This is a genomic window from Serratia sp. ASV30 (assembly GCF_016428815.1).
Taxonomy (GTDB): domain Bacteria; phylum Pseudomonadota; class Gammaproteobacteria; order Enterobacterales; family Enterobacteriaceae; genus Chania; species Chania fonticola_C.
On sequence record NZ_JAELTL010000042.1, the window covers coordinates 37,311 to 48,722 of the forward strand.

The window sequence follows — 11,412 nt, forward strand, 5'->3', positions numbered from 1 at the left end:
TTATCTCCTTATGACTGCTTTCAGGCCAAGGCCTGCTTACATGAATTTTAGTTCGCCACCTCAGTGCTTGCCGAGTTTGCGACCTCAAGCGTGCATATCCAGTACGATACGGTAACGGGCCTTGCCCGCCTCCAGATGCGCGATGGCATCGTTGACCTTGCTCAATGGAAAATGTTCTACCTGCGGCTCTATGCCATGGCGGGCGCAGAAGGCCAGCATGTCAGCCAGGCGTGAAGGGGCGCCGGTAGGCGAAGCGGAAAGTTCAGCCTGTTTGCTGATAAACGAGAACACCTGAACGGGTACCGGGTCGGGGATCGCCCCAACGAAGTGCAGGCGGCCTTTCGGGGCCAAGGTACCGATAAAGGCGTCCCAATCTAAAGAGGCGCTGGCGGTGACCAGAATAAAGTCGAGTTGATTGGCAATGGCCTGTAATGCGGCGCTGTCATTGCTTGCCACTACGCGGTGAGCTCCCAACGAAAGTGCTTCGTCGCGTTTGCTATTGGACGAGGTGAAGGCGGTGACTTCACAGCCCCAGGCGTGCATAAAGCGGATCGCCATGTGACCCAGGCCGCCAATACCGACCACGCCAACGCGCTGTGTCGGGCGGACATCGTATTGCAATAGTGGGTTGAACACCGTGATCCCACCGCAGAACAGCGGCCCGGCACTGGTCACGTCAACGCCTTCCGGCAGTGGGATCGCCCAGGCCCAGTGGCTGCGGATGCGATCGGCAAAACCGCCGTGGCGACCAATAATGGTAGGTTGTACCTCGTTGCACAGATGCTGATCCCCAGACATACAGGGGTGACAGTGCATACAGCTGCCGCGATTCCAGCCAACGCCCACCACCTGGCCAATCTTCAGCCCTTTGTTCTGCGCATGGGCACCCAACTTGGTGACTTTACCCACCACCTCATGGCCGGGTACGAACGGGTAGTGGGTCATGCCCCATTCATTGTTCAGCATGGAGAGGTCGGAGTGGCAGACGCCACAGTAATCAATAGCAACTTCAATCTCATCGTCGCCTAATGCACCGGCGTCGAAGGTAAAAGGTTCAAGCGGCTGTCCCTTGCCGGGCGCGGCCCAGGCACGAATGCTATTGTCAGATACGGAGCTGGATTGATTCGCCATAAAATTCTCCCATGGGTTAACGAGACGATGTTATGCGATGCGATCGAAAGCGCGGATAAGGCGCACAACCGTGCCCGATGATCGGTCGGGCACGGTAAGTAGAAACTAAAGCCTAGCAGGAAACTGTGATGTTGCGATGAAATCGTGTGCTGGCAATTAGCGTGCCGCTTGATAAATGCGTTGGCTGACTTCCAGTGTAATATCCCCATGCTCGCCCAGCGCGGTCATACCGTGCTGATGCAATTTTTCGAGCAGCGCAGGGATAGAGCTACCGTCGAGTTGATAATCAGACAGGCGGGTTGGCACGCCCATTTGCTCAAAGAAGGCACGGGTGGCGGCGATTGCACCGTCGATACGGCTTTCTTCGGAACCCTCACGCAGGCCCCAGACGCGATCGGCGTACTGCAGTAGTTTTTCGCGTTTCTGGGCTTTTTTCTCTACCAGCAAGGCAGGCAGGACGACGGCCAGGGTTTGCGCATGATCCAAGCCGTGCATGGCGGTCAGTTCATGGCCGAGCATATGCGTTGCCCAATCTTGCGGCACACCGGCACCGATCAGGCCGTTCAGCGCCATGGTGGCACTCCACATCACGTTGGCACGTACCGCATAGTTTTCCGGTTCGGCCAGCGCACGTGGGCCATCTTCGAGCAACGTTAACAGCAGGCCTTCGGCAAAGCGATCCTGCACCTTGGCATCGACCGGGTAAGTCAGGTATTGCTCAATGGTGTGGACAAAGGCGTCCACTACGCCGTTGGCGATTTGGCGCGGTGGCAGTGAATAGGTCACCACCGGATCGAGCACGGCGAACAGAGGCTGCACCAGCGGTGAGAAGAAGTGCTGTTTGTCACCGCTGCTTTTACGGGTGATCACCGCGCCGCTGTTGGACTCGGAGCCTGTCGCTGGCAAGGTCAGCACGCAACCCATCGGTACTGCGCTGACGATCTCGCTGCCCACGGTTTTCAGGATATGCCACGGATCGCGATCGGCCTGGTAGTCGGCCGCCGCCGCGATGAATTTGGTGCCATCAACCACCGAGCCACCGCCGACTGCCAGCAGGAAGTCGATCTTTTCTGCCCGCACGATTTCTACCGCTTTCATCAGGGTTTCATAAGTCGGGTTAGGTTCGATACCGGAGAACTCCTGCACGTTACGGCCAGCCAGCGCAGCATAGACCTGATCCAGCACGCCGTTGTTCTTCACGCTGCCACCGCCGTAGGTGATCAGGATGCGGGCGTCTGCCGGGATTTGTTTGCCTAATTCGGCAATCTGGCCTTTACCGAACAGGATTTTGGTTGGGGTGTGGAGGATGAAGTTTTGCATTATCGTATTCTCTTTTCGTGTCAGGGAAGCGCCAGCGGCGCAAAATAGCTGGAGTCTATTGTCGGTAACCTGGCCCGCTCGCACAATGCACATTCCTGTCGGTGTCTTGCCTATTTCTACACTACACTGTAGAAAAAGCATCTTTATGGTTATTATCCGTGTCGAATTATTCAGGTGATTAGAGGGGCTTGCTGATGGAGAACGTTGAATTACGTAGCCGTATGGCGCGCCAGGCGATGCGCTTTGCCGCCGCCAAAGGCTATAGCCCAACGCCCGTACCTATGGTGAAGGTGTTGTATAGCGATGAATATTACCCGCGTCAGCCGGTGATGTATGAACCTGGTATTGTCATCATCTTTCAGGGCCACAAGGTGGGCTACTGTGGCAGCAAGGTGTTTCAGTACGATCCGCGCAATTACCTGCTGATGACGGTATCGCTGCCGTTTGAGTGTGAAACCTTTGCCAGCCCGGAACAGCCGCTGGTGGGGCTGGCGGTCAATATCGACACCCAGATGCTACAGGATCTGCTGATCGATATCGGTGATGACGATTATCTGATGCAGCCTAGGGGGGAAAGCAGCGGCGTTAATCTCTCAGTGCTTAGCGATGAAATGCTGTGCGCCACCGAGCGTCTGTTGGACGTGATGGAGAAACCGCTGGATGCTCGGGTGCTGGGGCCACAGATCGTGCGTGAGCTGCTTTATTACGTGCTGCGTGGCAGTTGCGGTGCTTCGTTGCAGGAACTGGTTAACCGGCATACCCATTTCAGCCAGATCGCCAAGGCGTTGCGGCGGATTGAGAATCAGTATGCCGAGAACATCAACGTTGAACAGTTGGCGTACGAAGTGAACATGAGCGTGTCGGCGTTTCACCATAACTTCAAGGCGGTGACCAATACCTCGCCGCTGCAGTATGTGAAGTCGTATCGTCTGCACAAGGCGCGTTTGCTGATGCTGCATGACGGCCTTAAGGCCAGCACGGCAGCGATCCGCGTGGGCTACGAGAGTGCTTCGCAGTTCAGCCGCGAGTTTAAGCGGCTGTTTGGCATTACGCCGAGCGATGAGATCGCCCGGCTGCGGGACAATAGCGCCATCATGCAGGGTTAACGCGTCAGTACGATTTTGCCGAACGGGCCGCGATCGAGGTGATCGAGCGCCGCGGGTAGCTGATCGAAACGGTAACGCTGGTCGATGACAGGCTTGATGCCGTTGGCGTCGACGGCGCGTACCAAATCTTCCAATGCGCGGCGGTGGCCTACACCGATGCCCTGGATCTGCGGCGATTTCAGCAGCAATAGGCTAGCTGGAATGGCAATATCAAAACCCTCCAGCACGCCAATGACCGAGATACGGCCATGTATCGCCACGGCGCGTAGTGAATTGACCAGATTGCTGCCACCAACGGTTTCGACAATATGATCGATACCGCGATCCTGCGTCAGTTGATAGATCGACTCCACCCAATCCTCTCGCAGGCGGTGAATGCCGTGATCGGCCCCTAACGCCTTGGCACGTAGTAGCTTCTCTTCGCTGCCGGAGGTGACAAAGACCTGTGCTCCGTGGGCTTTGGCAATCTGTAGCGCGAACAAGGCAACGCCACCGGTGCCTTGTACCAATACCGATTCCCCGGCACGCAAATGACCGCGTTCTACCAAGGCAAACCAGGCCGTCAGCCCAGCGCAGGGTAAGGTACTGGCTTCGGCATCGTCTAGCGTGCCGGGAGCTGCGCTCAGCCAGTTTTCATCGACCACCACGTATTCGGCCAGCATCCCTTGATAGGTACCGCCTGCCGTACGATAAGGTGGAATGCGCGCATCACCATCAGGCTTACCCTCTATCCAGTCCGGGCTAAAGGTAGAGATCACCCGATCGCCAGGGCGAAAACGCGTGCTGCCGCTTCCCACCGCGTCTACCACGCCAGCCATATCCGAGGCTGGGGTAAACGGCAGCGGCAGATCCAACGGCATGGTGCCTTCTATCACCATTTTATCGCGGTAATTCAGCGCTACGGCGTTCACTTTCACCCGCACCTGATGTGGGCCGGGCTGTGGAATGGCGCTCTCGGTTAATTGCAGATGTTCACGCCCAACGGCGTTCATCGTCCAACGTTGCATGGTTTCGGTCATGAGGTGCTCCTGATGGGTTGAAGATATTCACAGATAATAGCGTTGATTTAAAATCACCAGTGGCGATAAAATTTCACAAGATTGTTTCCTAAAAGGCTACAAATAATAAGATTGAATGCTTCGGTATAACTCACGGTTTAACTTAATGTCTAAGTAACTCTTATCAGAAATATGCATGTTGCTTGTTTCTCAATGAGCTACGTAGAATTATCGATGCCCTTTGAAAGCGAAAACACTTTTTTGTATTCATGCACTAATTGTATAGTAGATTTATATTAATCTAAGGAGTTTATTGATTACTTATATCATTACAATGTGAGCATGTGGCTAAATGGGAAAAAATCAGCGCGTAATTGGTATAGTATTACTGAGAGAAAAATGGTTTTATGTGATGATATTAAAGTTATAGATTTGTGTTTTTCATGTTTTAATATCAAGGAGATCGCGTTGAGATGGATAATCTGAGTGGGCTAATAGCATTTGTTCGTGCAGCCGAAAATAATAGTTTCACTTTAGCTGGCAGAACATTAGGTATATCACCTTCTGCAGTGGGTAAGAGCGTTAGTCGATTGGAGGAACGCATTGGGGTGCGTCTTTTCCACCGAAGCACAAGACAGATTAGTTTGACCAGCGAGGGCTTAGATTTCTTCGGTCGTTGCCGTTCTCTGTTACAACAATTAGAGGATGCAGAAGCCGTTTTGGCTAATTCGAAGGTGCGCCCTAAAGGTGTGTTACGTGTGAGCCTACCTGCAGTGGGATATCGTCTGATAGCCGGAAGTATGCGTGAGTTTTGCAGTCGCTATCCAGAAATAGAACTCGATCTGGATTTTAGTGATCGAATGGTTGATGTAGTTGATGAAGGGTTCGATTTGGTCATTCGTAGTGGAACATTACCGGATTCTAGTCTAGTAGCTAAGAAAATCGGTACTTTCAAATTCGTTTTATGTGCAGCACCAGAGTATTTACGTATATATGGCACAGCTCAAAATTTGCAAGATCTGAACAGCCATAAGGGTATTGCTTATAAACTCCCCTCGAGTGGAAAGCTTCAACCTTGGATCCTCGAATCGAATGGTGAGCGAGTTCGGGTTAATGTGGAGTCAGCAATGGTCATGAATAGTGTTGACGCGGTATTAGCCGCCTGTCGTAATGCTATGGGGCTGGCTTATCTACCTGACTTTGTGATCCAAGAATACTTAGACAGTACTGAATTGATACTAGTCATTCCGGAACTTAGCCTCGCTGGCAACTTTTGGGTCGTTTGGTCTCCTAGTCGGTTACTGTCACCGAAGACACGTGCTTTTATCGATTTTCTAGGGGAAAACGGTTTGATGAGCAACGCCTACTGAGTCTGGTCGGCAGGCATTGCTACAGTATCAAGAAGCGATTAGCAGCTTCTTATAACGTGAGGAATATCGTATTGCTTCGACTATCTTGAGCCTAATCGGAACCTTGTAGTTGTCCATACGCTCACGGCTGAATTGCCGTATGGCACGGAGAACGTCGTTTGAGGTTTCGCCGTAATCAGCGTCTAGCACAACCTCGGCGGCAACGAACTGTCCTGTCAACCCGTTTTGTTCACCATAGGCCTTACAGTCCTTCACTTGGGGATGTTGCATTAGTACCGACTCGACCTCTGCGGGATAAACCTTCTCGCCACCAACGTTGATAATTTCCTTACTCCTGCCGAGTATCTTTAAGTAGCCATCCTCATTGATTTCGACCAGATCTCCGGTCTTGAACCAGCCATCTTTGGTGAAATTGTCCATACTGTGGTTCAGATAGCCCATAATCTGTGTGGCGCTGCGCAACCACAACTCACCGTCAACGATCCGGTATTCCGTATCACCTTCTTGAAAGCGCATAAACAGGCTATCGGACGACAGGGAGTCGGTGTTCATGATACCGGTTTCACTAGTGCCGAAAGTTTGCAGGAACTTGACATGGGGCAGGTGTGCACGAAGGGTGACGAGCAGACTTTCCGGCATAGGCTCAGTCCCGTAGGTGATCATGCGCAGCGCACCAAGATCGTAATGGATGAATACATTGTTGATGATCATCAGGTTTAGGAAGGTCGGTGATGTTGGCAGAACTGTGATGCGATATTTTTCAATGAGACTAGCAACAACATCCGGGCTCTTGATTCTGGCGATAGTTGCAGTCCCACCTATTGAGAGAATATTGAGCAGGGTATTGATCCCGCCAATATGGTCGAAAAGTAAGAATAAGAAGATACTCAGACGTCGTGGGCGCTTATGTTGGTAGCTTTCTACTAGACGGCTGAGATCATGAAGCATCGCTTTAGGTTCGCTCGTGGTTCCACTGCTGAATAAAATCAGGCCTGCATGTCCGCAGGCTTTAAGCGATTCCATCAATGGGTTTTCCTGTGTGCTCATTGGGTAACGTATAATCTGAGCCGTCTCAGTATCAATCAGGTATTGTGCCTGCGCCACGGCGAGCTTGTTTACCATTTCCTGTTCGTTGGCCGCAGTGTTCAGTGCAATTACATTGTCGTTTTGATACAGGGCAAGGAATAAGGCTATACCGGAGAGTGAAAAATCTCCTTGGATGAACACCGTGCTATGCCGTGCCACATCATTCTCCTGAAGATATTTTAGCTGGCGTAGGACTTCCTGCTTGAGTTCTGCATAGCTATAAGTATGTGTTTCGGTATTTAGGAATGGATTGTTCGTAAAAACGTCAAGATTGGCAATCAAGGGTTTGATATTCATCTAAATACTCCTTTTATATGGTTTGCTCAAAAGCGTATCGGCAGTTCATTCGGGCGTCTAAGGACGGTGCCGTTGATCCAGTCTAGGGTTTCCGGTGCCTGGCTAAGTTCGAGACCCGGCAGTTCTTCTATCAAGGTTGCCAGTACGATGGAAATCTCTAGGCGCGCCAGGGCATGCCCCATGCAGCCGTGGATCCCATGACCGAACTGGAGATGTTTAGCTTTGTCTTGCCGTTGGGGATTGATTAAAAGCGGCGAGGTGAAGACTGACGGATCCCGGTTGGCTAGAAATACATTGGCGTAGACGCAGGTACCTGCGGGAATTTCCCCGCGGCTGGTTTCTACAGTGCATGTGGTGATCCGGGGAAATGTCGATAGCCTGCCGATTGGAATAAGTCGGATGAGTTCTTCGATTAGTGTAGGTATCAGTTCTCGGTTGCTTTTAGCGTAATCCCATAGGGATGGTGCACAAAGTAGCGTGTAGATAGACTTGGTCATCACACATAGGGCGTTGTGATCGCCACCCAAGAGAATACCTGATAGGACTCCGACGAAATCTTCGTCGCTCAGAGGGTCACGAGTACTTGAACGATGGTTGACATACTGCTGGATGAAACCATCAGGTTCAGCATTTCGGCGTCCCTGTACGAAATCCATCAAATAATTGGAACTCGCCTTAACAGCCACTTCGATACCAGCAATATCGTCTGCTGGAGCCGTTTGGATGATCTGACTCCAGGGGCGAAAAATTTCGCGATCCTGCAAAGGGATGCCTAAGATCTTACAGACTGTTGACGAGGTTAGGTCTTGGAGCACGGAAGCGAACAGATCCGCAGGCAATTGTTCGCTACGCATAAGTTGAATGTTTTTGCGCGTGGTCTGCTGAACGTGCTGTCTAAGGCCTTCTACACTGCGTTTGCTGAAGGTGCGGGTAACTGTTGCACGTGAGCGCATATGAGCTGGGTTGTCGAGATTAAGTAAGAGCTCCGGCTGGGTTGGGCCAGGCAAGAAGGTTGGGCCGCCCTCAACGTTGCACAATGTTCTGCTAATGCCGGGGTCGGCAAGGAAGTTTCGGCAATCGTCATAGGTGGTCAGATGTGTTGCAATATGTCCACTTGGAAGTCGTATTTGCTGAATATCATTATTACTTTCAATGACCTGGTAGTAAGGCACTGCATCCAAGTTGGGAATATCCGTGACATGGGGATAGTTGTTAGAGTTCATGGTTTTTACCTACTACGTTAGTAGTCTGCGGCGAGTTGAGCAAGAAGCGAACTGCGTCTCGAGTCTCAATGTTGTCAACGAAATGAATAGCTTGCCAACCAACCGAACGTGCAGCTTCGCAGTTTTCTTCTACATCATCGATCAGCACACAGCTCTCGCCGGGGACCCCTAGGCACTCAGCAGCTAGAACGAATATACGCGGATCGGGCTTACGAAGGCCGACCTTGCAGGAGTCAACGATACAATCGGCAACGCTGTCCAGTCCGACCATTCGTCTCCACGGTGCTTCCCACTCGACAACATTATTAGTGAGGATGGCAGCCTTGATCCCTTTGGTCTTGACTTCATGGAATAGGTTAAACATGTGTATGTTGACTTCGTGGCCTGCAAACCACTGCTCGCCGTGGTTATCGAAATCGCAGTGGCTGATGTCTATGTCTGGATAAAGCTTTTTAAGTGCTTCGCTCATCGCCCGCCCCCATTCCACTTGGGTCATCAGGGCTAGTTCAATAGGCGCCTGGAACTGAACACCTAACGGATGAGCGACTTCGTGCATGGCTGCTTCCATCTGTTGGCGACCGATTCCGGTTTTACCTTCGTAGACTCGATAGAGTTCATCGATAGATGGAGATAGCACACCACCGAAGTCAAACCAGATTGCCTGAATGTTCATGCGTTTTTTCCTTGTGTTTGAGGTTGCTCAAGATCCACAGGGGGAATGAGCTGGGTGTTGCCCAGGGATATATGAGCAACTCCAATGGACAGCCCAACCCCGAAACCGCAGGTAACTAGGTTGTCGCGGCATAGCTGCTGTGCATGTGGTGATGTCGAGAGCAATACAGGGATCGAGGACGGGCCGGTATTGCCGGTTTTTGCCACTTGCAAAGGAATGCGTTCTTGGGTGATACCGAGTTTTTTTCCCAGATACTGCAACATGAAGGCATTGGCTTGATGTAGGAGAAAGAATGGTACGCTGCTGACATCGATCTGGAGCTCCTCCAGGAAGCCGAGTATGGCTGCAGGCACTTTCTCCAAGGCGAAATTCATCACTTGTGCCCCGTCCATAAACAAGCTGCCGATCTCGGCGCTGCAGGAGCTTTCTACCAGATAGTTCAGTGGTGTATTCAGATACGCAGCCCCTTTACCATCGGTGCTAAACGAAAAACTGAAGCTGTGTGAACCCGCTTCTACTAAGGTGGCACTGGCCGCATCACCAAAGACCATTCTTACGTGATGTTGATGGGGCCTTAGTAGCTTGCTGATGACGTCGCTGGTGCACAATAGAACTCTTCGACAGCCACCAGCCGAAACCAACATGGCGGCCTGATAAAGACCGTAAATGTAACCAGAGCAACCGAAGTTAAGATCGAAGGCGGCGATGTTTTTCTTCAACCTCAGACGAGCCGCCAACAGAGCACTACTTGCTGGTATTAGTGAGTCAGGGGTTTGGGTCACTAAAACCAATGCATCGATGCTATTGGGATCTATATCCGCATTACTGAACAGATTATGTGTCGCCGCCGCAGCAAGATCGACGCTGGTCAGATCACCAGCTATTCGAACGCTGTCGATGCCAGTGCTTTTAGCTATACGCACAGATTCCCTTGCACCGAACAAGGCAGAGAAGTCATCAAGCGTTAGCCTCCGGCTGGGTAGGGCAGAGGACAGTGCTCGGATCGAAAGACCATGAAGGATGGAAATCATTACAAACACTCACATAGGTTCAGGCATACTGCGGGAAATGGCCTCGTATAATTCGCCGAGGGTTTGTACTTCGTCGAGAATATCTGGGAACAATGTTAAGCTGAACTGATCGCTCAATATGCCTAGTAGAGAGATTTTTGCCAGGGAATCCCAGTTAACCAGTGTTTGCAGTAGGAGTTCGTCGTCGAGTTTTGATTCGTGTAGTTCAAGCAGTGCAGCCAACTCTTTTTTAAAGGCGAGTTTGTCCATGTTTATATCTCCTGATGAGTGGAACCATTGTAATGGCCACGTTTTAGATTCCACCCAGATAAATGATCTGACCGGTAATGAAGTTACTTTGGGCTGATAGGAAGAAATCGATAACGTGATTAACATCGTCGAAGGTTCCGTAACGTTTTATGGACTGCTGTTCGATCAGGGATTTCATTTTCGCCATAGGGATAGCACGAGTTAGATCGGTAATAATCGGCGTTGGCCCTACAGCGTTGACTGTGATCTTGTAGCAGGCAAGTTCTTTGGCCATCACTGTGGTGAGAGTTTCAACGGCAGCTTTCGATGCGGCATACAGTGCCTCTCCTTCAAGCTTGAGAGGTTTGGCTACGGTGGAGAAATTAACGATTCTTCCCTGTTTATTACCTTTCATCAGTTTAGCTGCTTCGCGGCTCAGTAGAAAAGTGCCCAGAAAATTAGTCCTAACGATCATTTTGGCTGTGCTATAAGGGGTAAGTAGGGAGTGGTTCATACTGGCAATACCGGCATTGTTGATCAGATTGTCCAGGCGTTCATATTGCTTACGTATTCGGCCAATCATCTCTAACACAGAGGCTTCATTCGCTACATCTACTATAAAGTGATCGTAACCGGGAATATCAAGATCGCTTGGTTTCCTGCTGCAACCGATAACACGATGTCCGAGGGACAGGTAGTGTTGTGCGAGGTGTCTGCCAATGCCCTTACGTGTGCCAGTGATCAGTGTGAGTGGTTTATATTGCATGGTTAACCTCAGAGCAGCGCTTTATAATATAATTGGCGAATGAGCCGACTGTAGAGCTGTCTCTTATACACATCTCCGAGCCCACGAGACAGGAGGTATCATCGCGTATGCCGTCTTCTGCTTGAAAAGGGGGGGGGGGGGGGGGGGGGGGGGGGGGGGGGGGGGGGGGGGGGGGGGGGGGGG

11 protein-coding genes are annotated in these 11,412 nt (G+C 51.3%); 2 read left to right on the plus strand and 9 right to left on the minus strand.

Annotated features, from left to right (window positions below; genetic code table 11):
* Positions 1-84: 84 nt before the first annotated feature.
* Together JHD74_RS17865 and yqhD are read right to left on the minus strand one after the other, a co-directional pair.
* Positions 85-1,131, minus strand: a complete 1,047-nt coding sequence (locus JHD74_RS17865; protein ID WP_024529133.1) for an NAD(P)-dependent alcohol dehydrogenase — start codon at positions 1,129-1,131, stop codon at positions 85-87.
* Between the two features lie 156 nt (positions 1,132-1,287).
* Complete coding sequence (gene yqhD, locus JHD74_RS17870; protein WP_199063203.1) at positions 1,288-2,451, minus strand: alcohol dehydrogenase; 1,164 nt, start codon at positions 2,449-2,451, stop codon at positions 1,288-1,290.
* A gap of 221 nt (positions 2,452-2,672) precedes the next feature.
* On the opposite strand from yqhD, the gene JHD74_RS17875 reads away from it, so the two are divergent.
* The gene (locus JHD74_RS17875) at positions 2,673-3,557 is read left to right on the plus strand and encodes an AraC family transcriptional regulator (RefSeq protein ID WP_223499722.1); all 885 of its coding nucleotides are present in this window, start codon (positions 2,673-2,675) and stop codon (positions 3,555-3,557) included.
* Here the strand turns inward: JHD74_RS17875 and JHD74_RS17880 are convergent.
* A complete protein-coding gene (locus JHD74_RS17880) occupies positions 3,554-4,576 on the minus strand; it encodes an NAD(P)-dependent alcohol dehydrogenase (protein WP_074031231.1) in 1,023 nt (340 codons plus the stop codon). The two genes, JHD74_RS17875 and JHD74_RS17880, sit on opposite strands and share 4 nt — an antisense overlap.
* Positions 4,577-5,028: 452 nt before the next feature.
* On the opposite strand from JHD74_RS17880, the gene JHD74_RS17885 reads away from it, so the two are divergent.
* Positions 5,029-5,925, plus strand: a complete 897-nt coding sequence (locus JHD74_RS17885) for a LysR family transcriptional regulator (RefSeq protein WP_074031232.1) — start codon at positions 5,029-5,031, stop codon at positions 5,923-5,925.
* A 27-nt stretch (positions 5,926-5,952) separates the two neighbouring features.
* Here JHD74_RS17885 and JHD74_RS17890 read toward each other — a convergent pair whose 3' ends face one another.
* From JHD74_RS17890 to JHD74_RS17915, 6 genes are all read right to left on the minus strand, one after another.
* On the minus strand, positions 5,953-7,308 hold the full coding sequence (locus JHD74_RS17890; RefSeq protein WP_081375828.1) for a fatty acid--CoA ligase family protein: 1,356 nt from the start codon (positions 7,306-7,308) through the stop codon (positions 5,953-5,955).
* A 26-nt stretch (positions 7,309-7,334) separates the two neighbouring features.
* On the minus strand, positions 7,335-8,531 hold the full coding sequence (locus JHD74_RS17895) for a cytochrome P450 (RefSeq protein WP_074031233.1): 1,197 nt from the start codon (positions 8,529-8,531) through the stop codon (positions 7,335-7,337).
* Positions 8,521-9,204 (minus strand): HAD family phosphatase, encoded by a 684-nt coding sequence (locus JHD74_RS17900; protein ID WP_074031234.1) that lies wholly within the window; start codon positions 9,202-9,204, stop codon positions 8,521-8,523. Before JHD74_RS17900 ends, JHD74_RS17895 begins: the two co-directional genes overlap by 11 nt.
* Positions 9,201-10,127: a ketoacyl-ACP synthase III gene (locus JHD74_RS26895; protein WP_199063204.1), complete on the minus strand. Its 927-nt coding sequence runs from the start codon at positions 10,125-10,127 to the stop codon at positions 9,201-9,203. Before JHD74_RS26895 ends, JHD74_RS17900 begins: the two co-directional genes overlap by 4 nt.
* Positions 10,128-10,244: 117 nt before the next feature.
* On the minus strand, positions 10,245-10,484 hold the full coding sequence (locus tag JHD74_RS17910; RefSeq protein ID WP_074031235.1) for a hypothetical protein: 240 nt from the start codon (positions 10,482-10,484) through the stop codon (positions 10,245-10,247).
* A 43-nt stretch (positions 10,485-10,527) separates the two neighbouring features.
* Positions 10,528-11,229 (minus strand): SDR family NAD(P)-dependent oxidoreductase, encoded by a 702-nt coding sequence (locus tag JHD74_RS17915; RefSeq protein WP_074031236.1) that lies wholly within the window; start codon positions 11,227-11,229, stop codon positions 10,528-10,530.
* Between the last annotated feature and the right edge of the window lie 183 nt (positions 11,230-11,412).

What these genes read in the sequence shown, in the direction of transcription:
- JHD74_RS17865 (WP_024529133.1), bottom strand. Translation starts at nt 1,131, where the DNA reads ATGGCGAATCAATCCAGCTCCGTATCTGACAATAGCATTCGTGCCTGG.
- yqhD (WP_199063203.1), bottom strand. Translation starts at nt 2,451, where the DNA reads ATGCAAAACTTCATCCTCCACACCCCAACCAAAATCCTGTTCGGTAAA.
- JHD74_RS17875 (WP_223499722.1), top strand. Translation starts at nt 2,673, where the DNA reads ATGGCGCGCCAGGCGATGCGCTTTGCCGCCGCCAAAGGCTATAGCCCA.
- JHD74_RS17880 (WP_074031231.1), bottom strand. Translation starts at nt 4,576, where the DNA reads ATGACCGAAACCATGCAACGTTGGACGATGAACGCCGTTGGGCGTGAA.
- JHD74_RS17885 (WP_074031232.1), top strand. Translation starts at nt 5,029, where the DNA reads ATGGATAATCTGAGTGGGCTAATAGCATTTGTTCGTGCAGCCGAAAAT.
- JHD74_RS17890 (WP_081375828.1), bottom strand. Translation starts at nt 7,308, where the DNA reads ATGAATATCAAACCCTTGATTGCCAATCTTGACGTTTTTACGAACAAT.
- JHD74_RS17895 (WP_074031233.1), bottom strand. Translation starts at nt 8,531, where the DNA reads ATGAACTCTAACAACTATCCCCATGTCACGGATATTCCCAACTTGGAT.
- JHD74_RS17900 (WP_074031234.1), bottom strand. Translation starts at nt 9,204, where the DNA reads ATGAACATTCAGGCAATCTGGTTTGACTTCGGTGGTGTGCTATCTCCA.
- JHD74_RS17910 (WP_074031235.1), bottom strand. Translation starts at nt 10,484, where the DNA reads ATGGACAAACTCGCCTTTAAAAAAGAGTTGGCTGCACTGCTTGAACTA.
- JHD74_RS17915 (WP_074031236.1), bottom strand. Translation starts at nt 11,229, where the DNA reads ATGCAATATAAACCACTCACACTGATCACTGGCACACGTAAGGGCATT.